The organism is Bacillus safensis FO-36b (genome assembly GCF_000691165.1).
Taxonomy (GTDB): domain Bacteria; phylum Bacillota; class Bacilli; order Bacillales; family Bacillaceae; genus Bacillus; species Bacillus safensis.
In genome coordinates, this window is record NZ_ASJD01000001.1 from 802,511 (window position 1) to 821,217 (window position 18,707).

Consider the following 18,707-nt stretch of genomic DNA (forward strand, 5'->3'; position numbering starts at 1 on the left):
TTAGTCTTGGAGATTAATCCATACACTTTTGACTTCTGTATAGTTGTTAAGGGCATATGATCCCATTTCTCTGCCAAGACCTGATTGCTTATATCCTCCAAACGGGGAGGCGGCATCAAAGACATTATAGCAGTTGACCCAAATCGTTCCTGCTTCAAGACGTGCAGCGATATCATGGGCATGCTTTAAGTTTTCTGTCCAAAGTCCTGCTGCTAATCCATATTCAGACTGGTTGGCACGTTCGACCACTTCATCAATGGAATCGTAAGGAATGGCAGATAAGACAGGTCCAAAGATTTCCTCTTTAGCAATGGTCATTTCATCTTCTACATCTTTAAAAATAGTAGGGGAGACGAAATAGCCAGCCTCATAAGGGCAATCGCCCCCGACAACGGCTGTTGCCCCTTCGGATTTACCTTTTTCAATATAGCCTAACACGCGTTCGTGCTGTTCTTTACTTACAAGAGGTCCAATTTGCGTATCTTGATGAAGACCAGCGCCTTGCTTGAGGGATCCTGCATATTTGGCCATTTGATCGACCACTTCATCATATTGGCTCCGATGAACAAAGACTCTGGAACCCGCGCAGCATACTTGGCCTTGGTTAAACATGACGCCATTTAAAGCACCTGGAATGGCTTTCTTTAAATCGGCATCAGGTAAAATAATATTCGGTGATTTTCCGCCAAGCTCTAATGTGACCCTCTTAATGGTTTTAGCCGCTTTCTCCATAATTAATTTCCCAACACTTGTTGACCCTGTGAAGGCCAGCTTGTTCACGTCAGGATGATCAGTTAAGGCTTCTCCGGCTGTTTCGCCAAATCCAGGAACGATGTTAATCACGCCTTCTGGGAAGCCGGCTTTGTCCACTAATTCTGCTAAGTAAAGAGCAGAGAGTGGAGTTTGTTCGGCTGGCTTTAAAACGATGGTGCACCCTGTTGCAAGTGCGGCGCCCATTTTCCACATAGCCATGAGCAGAGGGAAGTTCCATGGGATGATTTGTCCTACAACACCAACCGGCTCATGTCGGGTATAATTAAAATATCCTTGACTGACAGGAAGGGTTTGTCCATTCATTTTTGTCGTCCAGCCCGCATAATAACGCATGTGCTCAATAGCGAGGGGGATATCTGCATTTGTTGTTTCATTAATTGGTTTTCCGTTATCTAAAGTTTCTAGCTGTGCAAGCTCTTCCTGATTTTCTTCCATTAAATCAGCAAGCTTGAACATGAGGCGGGCGCGTTCAGCGGCAGACATGGAGCGCCAAGGACCATGAAAGGCTTTTTTTGCAGCTTTTACTGCCTCATCAATATCTTTTGCACCTGCTTCATAAACATCAATAAGGGTTTCGCCTGTGGCTGGGTTAGGAGTAGCAAAGGTTTTGTTATCGTGACTTGTGACAAACTGACCATTAATGTAGAGTTTTTTCGTCCCTTGGAGAAAAGATTCAAGTTTTGAACTAATTTGAAGTGTTGTAGAGCTCATAAATAAACAAACCTCCTTAAAGATATGGATTGTTTTCTGCGAGTTCTAGGTGGGAAAAGCGGACATGCAACGAAACTTTATACGCACAAAGATGTAAACGTATACAATAATCATATTACACGACATGTTTGAAAGCAATCCATAACACTCATTGCATTTCGCGAAAATTTGGCTACAATAAATGTATAGATGAAAAAAGGAGTTTTTAAATCATGATCCATCAAAACTGGCAAACGGCTCAAACGTTAAAACAAGTAAAATGTGTACATACAAATGCGAAAAAATATATGGTCGATCGGGCATTAACGGTTGGAAACACATATGAAGTGAAAAATGAAACAGAGGAATTCCTGTTTGTCGTTGACAATACGGGTAAAGTAGGCGGGTATTACAAGGAGTATTTCGAAGATATTTCAGCTGAATGATTTTGAGGACCATCACTCATACTAAGAAAAACAGTAAAGGGTGATGATGATGAAAAAGCAGCAAAATGACGAGCAGAAAAGTCAACATGCTTGGCATGAACATGAGGACGCTGATATGGCAATTACGCTTGAACAGATTTCCGACGTGTATGCTGAGGGAACGATTGATACACCAAAAGATGAATAGTCATTTAAAAACAGTGATTTGCATAATCACTGTTTTTTTATTGGAATGAAGCAGCATTTTTTCTCGAAAAGAACTGAAACTTTTTTCCTGCTTTAACAGTCTAAATAAGTAGAGGAAAGAGCATCGGATCAAAAAGAAAAAGTTAAATGAAATTTAATCTATTCGTAATGGAATAACGACCATTTATAGCGTATTCTATAAGTGAGAATAAAACGTACCCACAGAGCCGTGTGGCCGTTTTGTCATAAAGGAATTTGATGCAGGAAGAGGGGGTTTACGTGGGTATTTTTTCTGTCAGTAAACAAAATGATAAGAAATTCGAATCCTTATTGATTGAAGGGGAAAGAATTGAGGCTGTTTACAGACTGCGTCACGACCAAATTTGCTTTACCAATAAAAGACTGATCTTTGGCGATAACCGCGTATTTTCTAAGAAGAAAGTCAGGGTCTCCTTGCCGTATCGATCAATTGAAAGTTTTGCCATACAAGAAGCTGGCGTGTTTGATCAGGACACAGGTATGCTGCTTGTCACAAGCTCAAAAGTATTTGAACTCGACTTTTCCAAAGAGACGGATTTGAGTGATGTGCAAGCCATTTTGACAAAACATCTTTGCTGATCAATCTTGCGATTACATAGATCATATGCACTTTTCTCATTCTTCGTTCTTATTTTTATAGATCGCACATTGCTAAGTCCTTCCCATCTGATGGGAAGGGCTTTTTTCTGCTTAAGTGTTTGAATGATAGCAAAAAAGGATAAAGATGAAACAGATACAGAAAGGAGAATGAACAATGAAAGTGTTAGTTGCAGGAGCAAATGGACATACAGGCAGACTTGTCGTTCGTTATTTAAAAGAAAAAGGACATGAGCCGCTTGCTCTCATTCGAGATGAAAAACAAGCTGATGCACTAAAGGAACTTGGTGCAGCACCTGTCATCGGTGATCTTGAAAAAGATGTGACAGATGCTGTAAAACAAGCAGACGCTGTCATCTTTGCAGCTGGTTCAGGCTCAAAAACAGGTGCAGATAAGACCATTGCGGTCGATCAAGAAGGGGCAAAACGCCTCGTTGATACAGCGAAAAAAGAAAACATCCAGCATTTTGTTATGCTTAGTGCCTATAATGCAGATGATCCGAACCAAGGAAAAGGGCAAGGAAGTATGGAAACTTATTATGAAGCAAAAAGAAAAGCCGATGAGCACTTAAGACAGTCTGGTCTTTCCTATACGATTGTCCGCCCAGGTGCCTTGCTGCATGAGGAGAAGACAGGAAAGATCGAAGCTGCCGAACATATTCCAGATAATCAAAACATCGAGATTTCAAGAGAGGACGTAGCCATTGTTCTTGTGGAGAGCTTAACAGAATCCAATGTGAAAAATAAGTCCTTCGACTTGATGAAAGGCGAAAAATCAGTAGAAGAAGCACTTCGTCATCTGTAAGAAAAGAAAGCTGCTGCCAAAGAGGCGGCGGCTTTTTTGATGTTTTCTTTTCCCTTTCAGCGGGAAGGTAATGAGAAAGGAGTGATTGACCGTGGGCTTAACGAAAGAACAACAAGCTGATTTATACGAAAGATTGATTCAATTAAAAGAAGATGTGAAGGGATCAAAAAAGAAAGAAGAATCGATGCTCGTTGAATCGAGTGAGATTTCAAATGGTGTTGGGAATCATATCGCTGATCATGGGAGCATCTATTTAGACCGTATGACAGAACAAACGCTGGATCAGGTCGATGATCAGCTTGAAGGTGAAATCGATGCAGCACTGAAACGAATGGAAGACGGAACATATGGGATATGTGAGAAAACGGGGAAAGAGATTCCATACGAGCGTTTAAAAGCAGTTCCATATACACGTTATTCAATCGATGCAAAGAAAAATGAAGAAACCACTCAAGATCCAAACGAATTTGACCGTTCATTCTCCGATCAAATGCGCGATTTAACAAATAGAGAAACAATGGATCAGATGCATTCAGATACGTATGAAAGATTAGAGGAAGAGCAAGATGTTGATGTAGATGAGGAAAAATAGGATCATAAGCGAAGGTTAAATTTTTTCAGAATAATTTTTTCTTATGTACACATGAACAAATAACTTGTATACATGAGTATTTCATAGAAAAAAGATCTCTTGAAATTTAATAAACTTTCGTGTAATATAGTTTAAAGGCTGCGATGCGCGTAATGTTAATTAAGTTTTAACCTTTAAGCTGTAATAGGGAGTTTTATATTGAAGCCGGAATGTCATGCCTCCTTAGCGAGGAAGACAGGAACGTTTCTGCAAACACCCACTTTGAGGAGTGGTGGTTTAAAACTTTCTTACTTAGATTACGGCATCCGCAGCTTTTCCTAGGATGATTCAAGCCATTTTCCATTGCGGAAAATGGCTTTTTATTTTGTGAAAAAACGAAATTGCACAGTCGGCCGGAAGAGGCATGAATGTATGTTAAAATAGACAAAACAAAAGACGGAGAGGGAATTGGATGTTAGAACAAGCAGAAGCACTCCTGAAACAATACTTTGGCTTTGACGCATTTAGGCAGGGACAGAAACAAGCCATTGAATCGATTGTAAACAAACAGAAGGATACCGTCTGTATTATGCCGACAGGCGGAGGGAAATCGGTTTGCTACCAGATTCCTGCCCTGATGATGGAAGGAACAACGATCGTTGTATCCCCGCTAATTTCTTTAATGAAAGATCAAGTCGATGCGCTAAATGAGATGGGCATACGATCGTCCTTTTTAAACAGCACACTTTCCGCAGCTGAAATGAATAAAAGGCTGAAAAAATGTGAAGATGGGGAATATCAGCTGCTTTATATCACACCTGAACGTTTACAAAATGAGCGTTTTTTTCAGCTGCTTGATCGGTTAACGATCCCTTTAATTGCAATTGATGAAGCGCACTGTATATCTGAGTGGGGGCATGATTTTAGGCCAAGCTACCGCTTTATTCAAGAATGCTTAAATCAGCTGACAAAAAGACCAGTGATTGTCGCATTAACTGCTACAGCCACGAAAAAGGTCCACCGAGATATATGTGAACAGCTTGGCATGAACGAAGAAGAAACCATTTTTACTGGGTTTGCTAGAGAAAATTTATCTTTTCAGGTGGTCAAAGGAGAAAATAGTGACCGCTTTATCACACATTATATGAAGAAAAATAAACTTGAGTCCGGCATTATCTATACTGCTACAAGAAAAGAAGCCGAAAACATTTACAATCGGCTAAAGAAACAAAAGATCAAAGCTGGCATTTATCATGGCGGGTTAGATGACAATGTAAGAGAAGAGCAGCAAAACCTGTTTTTAAATGATGACATCCAGGTTATGGTCGCTACATCTGCATTTGGCATGGGAATTAATAAATCAAATGTCCGTTTTGTGATTCATCACCAAATTCCAAGGGATATTGAAAGCTACTATCAAGAAGCTGGACGCGCCGGCAGAGACGGGCTCAAAAGTGAATGCATTTTACTGTTCTCGCCGCAGGGCGTACGAATGCAGCGATTCCTCATTGAACAGTCAACAGAAGATGAAGTGCGCTATCAGCATGAACTGCTTAAACTAAGACAAATGGTCGATTACTGTCACACTGAGCAATGTCTGCAGCAATTTGTGATGAACTACTTTGATCAATCAGCAAGTACCCCTTGCCAAAAATGCAGCAATTGCCTTGATGAAAGAGAGCGTGAAGAGGTCACTCGAGAAGCGCAAATGGTTTTATCGTGTACGGTTAGAATGAACGAGCGGTTTGGAAAAATGATGATTGCTCAAGTACTGGCAGGCTCTAAAAATAAAAAAGTGCTTGACCTCGGTTTCGACCGTCTTCCTACATACGCTTTAATGAAGCAGCAATCAGCCCAGCAAATCAGTGATTTCATCGAATTTTTAATTACAGAAGAGTATTTGCACATGTCTGAAGGAGCTTACCCAACATTAAAAGTGACACATAAAGGAAAGAAAGTGTTAGTCGGACAAGAGGCTGTGTATAAAAAACAGGCAGTGAAAAGAGAGGCAATTCAAGAAAACGATGCATTATTTGAGCAGCTGAGAGCGGTGAGAATGAAGCTGGCGAGGGAGCAGGGCGTTCCGCCATTTGTTGTATTTTCTGATCAAACCTTGAAGGAAATGTCAGCCGTTCAGCCTAAAACAGAAGAAGAACTTCTCCATATTAAGGGAATAGGAGCTCAAAAAAGAGAGAAATACGGGGATGTTTTTTTAGAAGAAATCCGTTTATTTATAGAAAAAGAAAAAAATAAAGAGGTTGAAGAAGAAAAATAAATTTTTTTCGCTGCGTTTGGACACGTTTTCAACAGGAGGTTTCTGATCCTTTCAAAACCTTGATATGGTGGGTAATCGAGCTGTTTTGTGGTCTGATTTACCAATGGAGAGAGATGTTTCATGTAAAGGAACTGTAATCTAAAACATATCGTTTTGTTATTGAATTGACATTTACATATGTTACGATAGCACTCGTTAGCCGCCATAAAAAGCTAACAAGGGAGGATTTACTTTATGAAGAAGACTATTATGTCCTTGGTTGCTGTTGCAGCAATCTCTACAACAGCATTTGGAGCACAGCAAGCTTCTGCAAAGGAAATCACTGTGAAGAAAGGTGATACACTTTGGGGAATCTCTCAAAAAAATGATGTGTCTCTAAAGGACCTAAAGGGTTGGAACAATTTATCTACAGACATGATTTATGTAGGTGATAAATTGACAATCTCTTCAAAAGAGAAAACTCAGGAGCAGTATAAAGTCCAGAAGGGGGACAGCCTCTGGAAAATCGCTCAAAAATTCAATGTGTCAATTAGCGATATTAAGTCTTGGAATAACTTAAACTCAGATATAATTATGATTGGTTCAACACTAAGTGTTGCTGGTCAAAGCTCAGCTCCGGTAAGCTCAGAGCCTGTACAAAAACAGGAGCCTGTCCAAAAAGAGCAAACAACACAAAAAGCTGCTCCTAAACAGGAAGCACCGAAAAAAGCTGCTCCTAAACAGGAAACAGCTAAAGCAGAATCATCTTCTGCTAGTCAAAGTGTACAAAAAGAAATGACTGTAACGGCTACGGCTTATACAGCAAATGATGGTGGCATCTCAGGTATCACTGCAACAGGGGTAAACTTAAACAAAAACCCAAATGCGAAAGTGATTGCAGTAGATCCTAATGTCATTCCATTAGGAAGTAAGGTTTATGTTGAAGGCTACGGTGAAGCCATCGCAGCAGATACTGGCGGCGCAATTAAAGGTAACAAAATTGATGTTCATGTACCAAGCAAATCCCAAGCAAAAAATTGGGGCGTAAAATCAGTCAAAGTAAAAGTACTTAACTAGTAACTTATTGTTTTTTGGAAGAAAGCATCAGGTGGCGGCCTGATGCTTTTATTGTACCCTTTTTTTGGTCAAAAAAACACACATTTTTCAGAAAAATTTGCATTTTCGACAAAAACCAGCGTATATTCCATCTTACACGCTGGTTTTTTGTCGTTAGCTGTCCACCCAATAAATTTCTCCGCTTTGTTCTTTCCAATTGATTTGGACATCAAATTGATGCTTTTCATAAAAATGAATCAAGCGGTCCACATGATTCCAATCTCTTTTGACGAGGTCACCTGTGATGACTGGGATGTTCTGCTCTCTTGCGATTTCTTTTAAATGCTTCATACAGATTGAGCCGTACCCATTATCGGGAGGGCCTTTTATATCAGCAATATGAATCTTTCCTTCTTCAGGATATTCCGCAATTAAGGAAAAATCAGATTGTCCGCGAAAAGCTTTTTCACAATCAGTCAGCATGATTTTACATGTATCAGCATTTTCAATGGCAGAGACAATCATCCATTCATCTTCTTTCGCCTGATCAATGCCAATGATCTTTGCCTTTTTCGAAATATCTTTCATATTTTCTTGCATTCGATACATTTGGAACTGCAATTGCAGTAATTCTTGCTCTAACGCCTTCACATCTTTGGGTGTTTCCTGTAAGATTGACAAGTCCATTACTCCTTTCATATAAGAAATGATAAAAATCACATAAATTCCAATTTTAAAGGAAGTGGATGAATCTTTCAACCCGTTAAAACGCCAGTAATCGGCAAGTTTGTCTAAAATTCGACGAAGACAGCGAATTCATTGACTTTATAGAGAAAGTTAAATAACATACTCTTAGTCGGAACTAATAAAGAGAGGTTTTCAAACATGAACGAACAGAATCAAAAACCGAAAAATTTCACCGGCATTGTTGTCATTTTAACAATTGCCATAAACGGATTAATCGCTTTATTATTTTTAATGCCAAAAACAGATAAATTTAGTCATCTGGATATTACATTTCTGCCGTTACTGAATGCCGTGATGAACAGCTTTACGTTTATCTTCTTACTTTCAGCACTCATTATGATTAAACAAAAGAACATTAAAGCACATAGACGATTTATCTTTGCTGCATTTTCAACAACACTTGTCTTTTTAATTTCCTATGTCACATATCATTCAATGGCAGCTGATACACACTTCGGAGGAGAAGGGATCATCCGTCCGATTTACTTCTTTATTTTGATTACACATATTGTACTCTCAGCTATTATTGTACCGCTTGCACTGATTACTCTATTTAGAGGCGCACAGATGCAGGTCGAGCGTCACCGTAAAATTGCCCGCTGGACGATGCCGCTTTGGCTCTATGTTAGTCTCACTGGCGTCATTGTTTATATCATGATTTCTCCATATTACAGCTAACGTATGTCCAACTGGACATACGTTCTTTTATTTACAAGATGAAGTGCTTTGGATAGAATGGAAATTGGGTATCCGACTAGCACGGTATCTTCCCATCTATAGATTCACATCATTTTTGGCCGTTTGCTCGTTTGGAGATCAACAATTGGACGAAACGGGGGTTATATGATGACTGAACAATTGCAGTATAAACCGGGGCTTGAAGACATTGTGGCAAGCGAAACATCCATATCATACTTAGATGTGGAGCAAGAGGAAATTGTGATTCGCGGGTACGACCTCATTGAGCTGGCACAAAACAAGACATATTTAGAAACAGCCTATCTGCTTATTTATGGAAGATTACCAGATCAGATGGAATATCACCAATTTCAGCAAGATATATCCTCACAAACGAGCTTACATCCAACCATTCAAACCATATTAACGAATCTGCCAAAAACCACTCACCCTATGGATGCGATGAGAACGTGCTTATCTGCTCTTGCAGGGTATGATGACGCATTACATGATCGATCTGAAGCGTGCCAAGTAAGGCGTGCAGTTCGATTATTAGGCCAGCTGCCGGCCATTGTTGCTGGAAGCTATTATATTCTCACAAAAGACGCCGCTATTTCTCCAGATCAGACCAAATCCTACACTGAAAACTTTTTATCCATGTTAACAGGACGCACCCCGGCACAAGACGAAATTACCGCTTTTGACCAAACACTCACATTATATAGCGAACATGAGCTGCCGAATTCAACGTTTGCGGCTAGAGTGATTGCATCCACGCATTCTGACATGTATGGTGCTTTTACTGGAGCGATCTCTTCATTAAAAGGTGACCTCCACGGAGGAGCAAATGAAGCTGTCATGCACATGCTTCTTGAAGGAAAAACAACAGAGGGATTTCTTGCGCTCATTGAACGAAAATTAGCCGCAAAAGAAAAAATGATGGGCTTTGGCCACAGAGTATACATGAGAAAAATGGACCCGCGAGCCGCTCTTTTAAAACGTTCATTGAAAACGCTTACCAAATCAAAGGGAGATACAACGCTATATGACATGTGTGTAGCAGGAGAGGCATACATGCAAGAGCAGAAAAACCTTTATCCAAATCTTGATTATTATGCTGCACCGATTTATTACGTGCTCGGAATTCCTATTTCACTTTATACACCCATTTTCTTTGCTGCAAGAGCTAGCGGATTAGCCGCACATGTGATTGAACAGCATTTGCATAATCGCATTTTTAGACCGAGAGTCCGGTATTTAGGGCCAAGAGGATTAAAGGTTTCAAATGATGATGGAAAAACGGGGGAATGAACATGAACAAAACAGCAGTCGCCAATCAAACAGATCAGCTATTAGAAGAAATCGCTGCCTATGCAGTAGACGGAGAAATTACAAGCAAAGAGGCCATTGAAACCGCGCGGTATGTGCTCATAGACACGCTCGGGTGCGGAATGCTGGCTCTTAATTTTCCAGAATGTACGAAGCACCTTGGACCTATCGTACCTGGAACTGTTGTGCCTAACGGAGCAAGAGTTCCAGGCACTTCGTTTGTGCTAGATCCTGTTCAAGCGGCTTTTGATATTGGCTGTATGATCCGCTGGTTAGATTATAACGATACTTGGCTTGCACAGGAGTGGGGTCATCCGTCAGATAACTTAGGCGGAATATTAGCTGTAAGTGATTATATCAGCAGAACACGCCTTGCAAACGGAGAAGAGCCGCTAACGATGAATGATGTACTGCATGCAATCGTCAAGGCACATGAAATTCAAGGTGTCCTTGCTTTAGAAAATTGTCTAAATCGAAATGGATTGGACCATGTGTTATTTGTCAAAGTGGCAACAAGTGCAGTTGTGTGTGCAATGCTTGGCGGAACAAAGGAAGAGGTCCAGCATGTTTTATCACAAGCGTTTGTTGATAATTCCCCCCTTAGGACGTATCGCCACGCCCCAAACACAGGATCGAGGAAATCATGGGCAGCAGGGGACGCAACAAGCCGCGGAGTGAGACTGGCAATGATGACACGTAAAGGAGAAATGGGTTATCAAACGCCCCTCAGTGCAGAGAAGTGGGGCTTTGAAGATGTTCTTATGAAAGGAAAACCACTTACGCTCGCCCAGCCCCTTGGATCATACGTCATAGAAAATGTTCTTTTCAAAATTGCTTATCCTGCTGAATTTCATGCACAGACAGCTGCAGAGGCGGCTGTGATGCTGCATGACGCTGTAAAAGATCGTTTAGATGAAATTGACCGGGTAGAGATTACGACACATGAGTCAGCGATTCGGATTATTGATAAGAAAGGGCCGCTTTACAATCCGGCAGACCGTGATCATTGCTTGCAGTATATTACAGCCATTGGACTGATTTATGGTGAACTGACAGCTGACCATTATGAAGAAGAAACGGCGCAAAATCCAGCCATTGATCGTCTTCGTGATCGAATGATTGTGAAAGAGGATAAACGTTATACAGAGGATTATTTAGATCCGAAAAAGAGATCGATTGCAAACTGTGTACAAATTTTCTTTAAAGACGGGACGATGACAGACCGAATTGAAATTGAATACCCGCTTGGTCATCGCAGAAGAAGACAGGAAGGCATTCCGCTGCTTGAAAAGAAATGGGTCTATCATTTAAAGACAAGATTTCCACAAAAGCAAGTGGATCAAATTGTGTCACTCTGCCAAAATCCAAATCAATTAAAAACAACAACAGTACCAGCATTTATGGACTTATTCGTCATATAAGGGGGAGCTAGCGTGTGGATCGTGAATGAAGAAAGAAGTCAGGCTGATTTAGCCGCGGCCTTTAAAGAACAAATGAACAAATCAGCTTTATTTCAAATTCCAGGCGTTCACGATGGAATGTCTGCGCTCTATGCAAAAAAAATGGGCTTTCAAGGGCTCTATTTATCAGGTGCCGCTTTTTGTGCCAGCAAAGGACTGCCAGACCTCGGCATGATCCATTCAACAGAAATGGCTGAAAAAGCGAAGGAGATGATTCGAGCTTCCCAGCTGCCGCTTTTGGTCGATATGGACACAGGTTATGGCGGTGTTTTAAATGCAGCAAGAGCGGCAAAAGAAATGGTTGAGAGCAAAGTGGCAGCTGTTCAAATTGAAGATCAGCAAATGCCGAAAAAATGCGGGCATTTAAACGGGAAATCACTCGTTCCAGTAGAAGAAATGGTCGCAAAAATCAAAGCCATCAAACAAGCGGCACCAACGCTATTGGTCATTGCGAGAACCGATGCAAAGTCCGTAAATGGAATGGAGGATGTCATCCGCCGGGCCAATCTTTACGTAGAAGCAGGAGCTGACGCTATTTTTCCTGAGGCACTCATCACAGCGGAGGACTTCACGCATGCGTCAAGTAATATTAAAGGGCCGCTCCTTGCAAACATGACGGAGTTTGGCAAGACGCCTTATTATCATGCAGACGAATTTTCTATGTTTGGCTTTCAAATGGTCATTTACCCTGTGTCATCACTTAGAGTCGCTGCAAAAGCGTATGAGCGTTTATTTACAGAAATCATGGAAAAGGGAACGCAGCAGGGGATACTTGGGGATATGCAAACGAGGAAAGAGCTGTATGAAACGATTCATTATGATGAATATGAGGAAATGGACCAGCATTTAGCAAAAACAATCCTGCCGGAAATTGGAAAAGAACAGCGATAAAATGAAAAGCACTTCCGTCAAGGAAGTGCTTTTTTACGATGATGGTGTGGATGAAGAAGCCAATTTCATCTTTTCTTCAACTGTTTTCGTTTTTTCTTTTACTTTTTCAGCGTAAGTGAAGTCACCGTAGCAATACGGATAGCGGAAGTTATCTTTATTGCCGCCGCACGTATAGACCTCGGGGTTTCGTTTCACTTGCTTTTTGGAGTATTGCTTTGCCAGTTTCTCGGAATGTTTTCCCCCGTTTTTTGCAACAAAATCAATATAGCCGATTCCCATGTTATAGCTTTGAATAATGGTTTCCAAATCAACGCCTTTTTTCTTCCCATGCTTGTACATAGTCGAAAAATGATGGACTCCTTGTTTAATGCTTTTCTGAGGGTCATTGATTTCATTTCGTTTCAAACCAAGAGATTCAGAGGCCTGCATTGGATCTCCGCCTCTGCCTTTTGATTCTTGATACATCATACCGAGGATTAACCCGGTATACTGATCTAAATCTTGATCTCTTAACTCTGTTTCTACAAGCGGTTTGTAATCATCCAATCTCGACAAAACAATTGATTCCGTATCAATCGGCAGCTTTTTTAACTCCTTTTGATTAAAGGAGATGGCAATGGCTGCTAATACGAAAACAAAGAGAAAAATCGTGAAACAGCCTGAAATGGCAAAACATCCTGTTTTTTTCTTTTTCAAGGTCAGTTCACCCCTGTTTTGCCCCGCTTTTAAAAGGGAAGTACAGCCTTTTTATTATGCCATATCCTGTGCAGGATACCAAGTGAAAACCTTATAATCAATCATATCCAAACGTAAATTCAGGTCGTGTTTTCAGCCTGAAGCAGAAATAAACAAAACCAATAATCAGCCACATCATGCCAATGATTAATGCATTTGTGCTGATGCTCGTTAACAGCCAAAGACAAAACGCCGTCCCGCATAGAGGGATCACTGCATATCTCAATGTATTCAGCACACCTCTTTGTTTTTGTCTGACGAAAAAGTACGCAAAAACAGACAAATTTACAAAGGTAAATCCAATTAACGCGCCGAAGCTGATAAAGGAATAAATGACTTCAAGTTCGCCAACGACTGCGGTTAAGGAGAAAGCTCCGATTAACAAAATATTAAAAACAGGGGTTTTTAATCTCGGATGAATATACCCGAAGAAACGCTTCGGTAACGATTGATCTCTTCCCATTGCATATAAAAGCCTTGCTGCACTCGCATGTGACGATAAGGAGGAAGAAATGACAGCCACCATTGTGCCGGCTAAAAAGAACGAGTGGAGAAATGCGCCGCCCACAAATTCTGCAATTTCAAGTGAGGCTGCATCAGGATGTTTGAACTGCTGAAAATTTGGAAACACCTGCTGCAAAAAATAAGACGTCAAAGTAAACAGTACGCCTCCAATCGCAACTGTTAAGAAAATGGCAAGCGGAATCGTCTTTTTTGGTTTAATGGTTTCCTCAGACATCGTCGAAATGGCATCAAATCCTAGAAAGGAGAAACATAAAATGGTCGCTCCTGAAAAAATAAGCGCTGGATCTAAGCTCGCTGAATAAAAAGGCCGGGCTGACAATAACTCTCCACTGCCAGTGTTTTGTGTGAGCCCATAAATAACAAACCCAACAAAGGTGACGGCGACAATGACCTGAAACGTCACAAATAGCGCCGTAATGTTGGCTGTAAGCCGAATACCGATTACATTGACAGTCGTTATGGCGATAGCAAGTATGATGATCCAAATGTAATGAGGTACATCAGGAAAGGCTGCGGTTAAATAAGCACTTCCGATCGCAAAATTCACCATAGGCAGAAATAAATAATCCAGTAAAAGTGTCCAGCCCACAAGGAAGCCGACATGAGGATGAATACTTTTTTGCGCATATGTATAAGCAGATCCTGCTTTTGGAAAAGCCTTCACCATATTCCCATAGCTAAGCGCTGTCAATAGTAATGCAAGTAACGTAAATATATAAGCTGCAGCGACGTGTCCTTTCGTCAGCTGAGCAACAATGCCGTATGAATCAAATACGACAAGTGGATCCATATAAGCAAGCCCGATCACAACAAGTGGAAAGACAGTCAGGCTGCGTTTTAGTCTTGGCTCTTCAGTCAATTTGCCTATCAGCTCCTCTAAAAAAATGAATAAATAATGCTCATTTTAAAAAGAATGCTACCAAGTGTCAATGCTATTTGAATAAATCTTTTTTCTAAAGTGTGCCCGCTTTGCACGCCGGACGTTTTAGTATATGATGATACATAGAATAAGTCGTGATTTGACTAACAAGAAAGGTGAAGCGAAATGAAGGAAGAACTGAATACAAATCAAGAACAGGAACGGATGGAGCTGGATGAAGAAAGTTTATTTCTTGTCTCCCAAACGTTTAAAGCCTTATCTGATCCGACACGTATTCGTATTCTGCACCTGCTGTCTCAAGGTGAATACTCGGTAAATGATATCGCAGAAACGCTGAATCTCATGCAATCAACTGTTTCTCATCAGCTGCGTTTTTTAAAAAACCTTCGACTCGTGAAATCTAGACGAGCAGGGACATCGATCTTTTACAGTCCTGAAGATCAGCATGTGATGGAAGTGCTTGAACAAATGATTCATCATGCGCAGCATGACTAATAAAAACCTTCCTACTCATATAGGAAGGTTTTTACGCATGATGCGTATGTGCTACTCGTTTACCTGCTTTCATCATTTGATAAGAAAAAACAACATAGTATGCAGCTAACAGAAAAAAGCTGAGCATGGTCATGGCATCATCACTCACAATATGCTGATACAGTTCAACGACACCAATCTTTGTGAGCGAATGGTTCGTCAGTTCACCCAGCTTAAAACTAAGTCGAGATAAAAATAAGCATAAAATGAAGCTTTCAATCCATTTACTCGTTTTCACATAAAGACGGCCATTTTCTTCTTTCATGCGGATCGTCTCATAGGCATGAACGGCCAGACTGCTTCCAAAGAGCATACCAATAGCGGCGTAGATGAAAATGCTGTGATTTTGCCAGCCTTCTAATAAGAGAATAAGGGCAGTGAGTCCAAATACATACATTCTCATCAAAAGACTGATCGGGCGCACAAGCTGATAGCGTCTCATTCGATTCATTCGAAAGATGATGCAGATCAGCATAATGCTCCCAATGATGAATAACTGCCACACGTGATGTGTCATGATGCAACCTCCTCCTGCATGTGCAGGGATGTAAACGATGCTGGCTGTTCCTTATCTTTACCATTCTTTCTTTTTTTATCAAATCAAAACCTACATTTATGAAAAAGAGGAAAAGTCATGAAAATTGATCGTATTTTGTCTATTGTGATGCTGCTCATTAGCAAAAAGCAAGTACAAGCGAAGGACCTCGCTGAACTTCACGAAGTGAGTGTGAGGACGATTTATCGTGATATTGAGACCATCAATCAAGCGGGTATCCCTGTTGTGACAACCCAAGGAGCAGGCGGGGGCATTTCACTTGTTGACGACTATCGTTTAGAGAAAAAATTATTTACCGATGATGACATTGAGCTGATTTTAACAGCCCTTGAAAGCATGACGAGTGCATACTCCTTTAAAGAAAGTGAACATGTACTGAAAAAAATCAAATCTCTCATTCCGTCACCAACCGATGAAAGCGAGAAACAGCACCATGTCTTTATTGATTTAAGCTCCTGGGGGAAAGACAGCCAGGCAGAAAAGAAGCTTCAGCTGATCCATACAGCTGCTTCCGCGCATCAATTCATTCAATTCACTTATCGCAACGCAAAAGGTGAAACACTTCCACGTAAAGTGGAGCCTTATACGCTTGTCTTAAAAGGAAGGCATTGGTACTTGTATGCGTTTTGTTGTGTGAAAAATGATTTTCGTCTATTCAAGCTGACCAGAATGACAGACCTCATCACCATTTCAGCATATTTCAGGCCGAAAAGAATCAAAAACGAAGAGAAGCCTTGGAATGACTCTTGGCATGAAGAACCTTCAGTCACAACGCTCACGCTTAGGTTAACGGAAACATCAGTTGGCAAAGTGAAGGAATGGGTGGATGAGAACGAATTGATCATATGTTCAGACGGAACCTATCTGGCAGCATTGACCGTGCCGCAAGATGATTGGCTGCACAGTTTCCTATTCCATTTAGGACCGGACGCCGACATTCTTTCACCTCAGCACATCAAGGAAGCATTTGATCTCCAATTAAAACAATTTATGAAGCGAATAGAAACTTGACACACTGTTGTCAGGTTTCTTTTTATATGATGGGAGAAAAGGAGATGAGAATGTATGTACGATATCGTCACATTAGAGAAACAATGGATCAAAGGGTTGTCTGTTCGAACAACAAACGAAATAGAGAAGACAAAAGAGCGTAAGATTGCACCGCTTTGGCAGGATTTTTTTGCGCAGCAGCTACATGGGGGACAAGCTCCAGTCATAGGGCTGTATTCAGATTATGAAAAAGATGAACATGGTTCTTATTTATTTACAGCTGGAGAGTTCGCGGATCAGCAGATCGAACATGTAAAAGAGATTCCTGCGTCCACCTACGCAAGATTTCAAACGAGAAAAGGACCGATTGAAGAGGTCGTGCTTGAAACATGGCACAAGATTTGGACGTGGGATCAGCGTCAATACCGCACTTATACAGGTGATTTTGAATGGTATGATGAAAGATCTATTGATCCAAAAGAAGCGCAAATTGATATTTACATTGCGGTTGATGAAAAAATGATTGCTAAAACTAATGCTATTAGTTAATATAAAACTAACGATATTAGTTTTAGGAGGGCAATCATGAGATTAACAACTTTTGACCGTCTGCACCAGCTTACATTGATGCCGCGATTATTTCCGGTAAATTGCTATGTCTTTGAGGAAGAGGAAGGACTCATCTTAATTGATGCTGCTTTAAAAATGGCGGCGAACTCGATCATCGAATTTGCCCGTAAAAAGAACAAACCAATTCATAAGATTATTCTCACTCATAGCCATATGGATCATATCGGCGCATTAGATGAGGTGAAGAAGGCTTTTCCAGAGGCAGTTGTCTATTTATCAAAACGTGATGCACGCCTTTTTGAAGGTGACTTTACCTTGCTCCCTGATGAACCTCAGCAAAAAATCAAAGGCAGTTTTATGAAAAATATTTATACAAAACCAGATGTGCTTGTTGAAGAAGGAGATGAGATTGGGCCGCTCAAAGTGATTGCAACACCAGGGCATACACCTGGCAGCATTTCTTTATACGATGAAAGGTCAGGAGTTGTCATTGCAGGGGATGCACTTGTGACAAAAGGCGGCTTATCAGTAACGGGGGAGTTTCGGTGGAGCTTCCCGTTCCCGGCTTTTGCCACATGGGATGCAGAAACCGCACTAAAAAGCGCTGAAAAGTTACTGACATTGCGCATATCCTGTCTTGCTGCAGGACATGGTGACCTTATCATAGAGCCTCATGAAAAGCTTCAAGCTGCCGTTAAAAAAAGACAGCACCAGCTAAAAAAAGGAGGGCAGTAAACCGTGTCTCCAAGAATGGGAATTACACAAGAAAAAATTATGGATACAGCGGCTGCATTTGTTGATGAAGAGGGCTTCTCCGCTTTGACTATTGCTACATTGTCTAAAAGACTGAATATCAGGCCGCCTTCTCTTTATAATCATGTATCCGGCCTTCATGAGATTCAGGCAGCACTCGCAGTAAAGGGGCTCTCCATGCTTTGTGAGGAAGGGATGCAAGTCACAGAGGGGCTGGAAAAAGAAGAAGCTGTTTTAGCCTTTGCTAGACAATATGTGCAATTTGTCCGAGAACACCCAGGTCTTTATGAAGCTGCCTTTTCACATATGAACGAAAAAGAAGTACGTATTGCAGCAGAGCGCCTTGTTCAGTTTGTCCAAACCATCATGTCACGCTTTGGTGTAAAGGAAGAGGAAATGACACATGTCGTCAGAGGACTGAGAAGCTTACTGCACGGCTTCGGTGATATTTCTAATAAAAAGGGATTCCAACGAAAAGAACAGCTTGAAGAAAGTGTGAGCTATGCGGTTCGTCTCTATATCACAGGTGTATTGCAAAAAGAAGATCTGTCTATTTGACAGGTCTTTTTTTACAGTGAACCGATATCATAGAGAAGCATCCTTCTGGAACCATTTTTTTGAGAGAAAACGAATAAAGATTT

Annotated in this window: 21 protein-coding genes and 1 other RNA gene; 17 read left to right on the forward strand and 5 right to left on the reverse strand. The window is 40.9% G+C overall.

The features are described 5' to 3' along the window. Positions 1–1,485 carry an aldehyde dehydrogenase family protein gene (locus BA81_RS04205; RefSeq protein ID WP_034280593.1) on the reverse strand — a complete coding sequence of 495 codons (1,485 nt, stop codon included), beginning with the start codon at positions 1,483–1,485 and terminating at the stop codon, positions 1–3. A 212-nt stretch (positions 1,486–1,697) separates the two neighbouring features. Between BA81_RS04205 and BA81_RS04210 the strand changes: the two genes are divergently transcribed. From BA81_RS04210 to BA81_RS04235, 8 genes are all read left to right on the forward strand, one after another. Beyond that, positions 1,698–1,910 (forward strand): DUF6501 family protein, encoded by a 213-nt coding sequence (locus BA81_RS04210; RefSeq protein ID WP_034280596.1) that lies wholly within the window; start codon positions 1,698–1,700, stop codon positions 1,908–1,910. A 49-nt stretch (positions 1,911–1,959) separates the two neighbouring features. Further along, entirely contained in the window at positions 1,960–2,097 is a 138-nt protein-coding gene (locus BA81_RS19120) for a DUF4025 domain-containing protein (RefSeq protein ID WP_080701155.1), read from the forward strand. Between the two features lie 278 nt (positions 2,098–2,375). Beyond that, a complete protein-coding gene (locus tag BA81_RS04215) occupies positions 2,376–2,714 on the forward strand; it encodes a PH domain-containing protein (protein ID WP_024422682.1) in 339 nt (112 codons plus the stop codon). 175 nt (positions 2,715–2,889) lie between these two features. Next, on the forward strand, positions 2,890–3,537 hold the full coding sequence (locus BA81_RS04220) for an SDR family oxidoreductase (RefSeq protein ID WP_034280599.1): 648 nt from the start codon (positions 2,890–2,892) through the stop codon (positions 3,535–3,537). Between the two features lie 91 nt (positions 3,538–3,628). Beyond that, positions 3,629–4,129: a TraR/DksA family transcriptional regulator gene (locus tag BA81_RS04225; RefSeq protein WP_034280603.1), complete on the forward strand. Its 501-nt coding sequence runs from the start codon at positions 3,629–3,631 to the stop codon at positions 4,127–4,129. Positions 4,130–4,261: 132 nt separating this feature from the next. Further along, positions 4,262–4,447: non-coding RNA, 6S RNA (gene ssrS, locus BA81_RS19125), on the forward strand. A 133-nt stretch (positions 4,448–4,580) separates the two neighbouring features. Next, entirely contained in the window at positions 4,581–6,383 is a 1,803-nt protein-coding gene (gene recQ / locus BA81_RS04230; RefSeq protein WP_034280606.1) for a DNA helicase RecQ, read from the forward strand. A gap of 234 nt (positions 6,384–6,617) precedes the next feature. Further along, positions 6,618–7,439, forward strand: a complete 822-nt coding sequence (locus BA81_RS04235; protein ID WP_024422678.1) for a LysM peptidoglycan-binding and 3D domain-containing protein — start codon at positions 6,618–6,620, stop codon at positions 7,437–7,439. A 153-nt stretch (positions 7,440–7,592) separates the two neighbouring features. On the opposite strand, the gene BA81_RS04240 is transcribed toward BA81_RS04235, so the two are convergent. Further along, positions 7,593–8,105, reverse strand: coding sequence for a GNAT family protein (locus BA81_RS04240; protein WP_034280786.1), 513 nt, complete (start codon positions 8,103–8,105; stop codon positions 7,593–7,595). A gap of 198 nt (positions 8,106–8,303) precedes the next feature. Here BA81_RS04240 and BA81_RS04245 point away from each other — a divergent pair, with 198 nt between their 5' ends. The 4 genes from BA81_RS04245 (at position 8,304) to prpB (ending at position 12,523) form a co-directional block, all read left to right on the forward strand. Next, entirely contained in the window at positions 8,304–8,843 is a 540-nt protein-coding gene (locus BA81_RS04245; protein WP_024422676.1) for a DUF420 domain-containing protein, read from the forward strand. A 168-nt stretch (positions 8,844–9,011) separates the two neighbouring features. Continuing rightward, positions 9,012–10,154, forward strand: coding sequence for a citrate synthase (gene mmgD / locus BA81_RS04250; RefSeq protein WP_034280609.1), 1,143 nt, complete (start codon positions 9,012–9,014; stop codon positions 10,152–10,154). Between the two features lie 2 nt (positions 10,155–10,156). Further along, positions 10,157–11,593 (forward strand): bifunctional 2-methylcitrate dehydratase/aconitate hydratase, encoded by a 1,437-nt coding sequence (locus BA81_RS04255; RefSeq protein WP_024422674.1) that lies wholly within the window; start codon positions 10,157–10,159, stop codon positions 11,591–11,593. A 12-nt stretch (positions 11,594–11,605) separates the two neighbouring features. Next, a complete protein-coding gene (gene prpB, locus BA81_RS04260; protein WP_034280612.1) occupies positions 11,606–12,523 on the forward strand; it encodes a methylisocitrate lyase in 918 nt (305 codons plus the stop codon). A gap of 33 nt (positions 12,524–12,556) precedes the next feature. Here prpB and BA81_RS04265 read toward each other — a convergent pair whose 3' ends face one another. Beyond that, on the reverse strand, positions 12,557–13,219 hold the full coding sequence (locus tag BA81_RS04265) for a lysozyme family protein (protein WP_034280614.1): 663 nt from the start codon (positions 13,217–13,219) through the stop codon (positions 12,557–12,559). 97 nt (positions 13,220–13,316) lie between these two features. Then, positions 13,317–14,642 (reverse strand): APC family permease, encoded by a 1,326-nt coding sequence (locus BA81_RS04270; protein ID WP_034280617.1) that lies wholly within the window; start codon positions 14,640–14,642, stop codon positions 13,317–13,319. Between the two features lie 186 nt (positions 14,643–14,828). Here BA81_RS04270 and czrA point away from each other — a divergent pair, with 186 nt between their 5' ends. After that, the gene (gene czrA / locus BA81_RS04275; RefSeq protein WP_024422670.1) at positions 14,829–15,158 is read left to right on the forward strand and encodes a Zn(II)-responsive metalloregulatory transcriptional repressor CzrA; all 330 of its coding nucleotides are present in this window, start codon (positions 14,829–14,831) and stop codon (positions 15,156–15,158) included. Positions 15,159–15,189: 31 nt separating this feature from the next. On the opposite strand, the gene BA81_RS04280 is transcribed toward czrA, so the two are convergent. Then, positions 15,190–15,714 carry a CcdC protein domain-containing protein gene (locus tag BA81_RS04280; protein WP_034280620.1) on the reverse strand — a complete coding sequence of 175 codons (525 nt, stop codon included), beginning with the start codon at positions 15,712–15,714 and terminating at the stop codon, positions 15,190–15,192. Between the two features lie 117 nt (positions 15,715–15,831). On the opposite strand from BA81_RS04280, the gene BA81_RS04285 reads away from it, so the two are divergent. The 4 genes from BA81_RS04285 to BA81_RS04300 are packed head-to-tail and all read left to right on the forward strand — an operon-like array spanning position 15,832 to position 18,624. Further along, complete coding sequence (locus tag BA81_RS04285) at positions 15,832–16,764, forward strand: helix-turn-helix transcriptional regulator (RefSeq protein WP_034280623.1); 933 nt, start codon at positions 15,832–15,834, stop codon at positions 16,762–16,764. Positions 16,765–16,818: 54 nt separating this feature from the next. Next, entirely contained in the window at positions 16,819–17,292 is a 474-nt protein-coding gene (locus BA81_RS04290) for a GyrI-like domain-containing protein (RefSeq protein WP_034280626.1), read from the forward strand. A 36-nt stretch (positions 17,293–17,328) separates the two neighbouring features. Next, positions 17,329–18,048, forward strand: a complete 720-nt coding sequence (locus tag BA81_RS04295) for an MBL fold metallo-hydrolase (RefSeq protein WP_034280629.1) — start codon at positions 17,329–17,331, stop codon at positions 18,046–18,048. 3 nt (positions 18,049–18,051) lie between these two features. Then, entirely contained in the window at positions 18,052–18,624 is a 573-nt protein-coding gene (locus BA81_RS04300; protein WP_034280632.1) for a TetR/AcrR family transcriptional regulator, read from the forward strand. Positions 18,625–18,707: the final 83 nt, after the last annotated feature.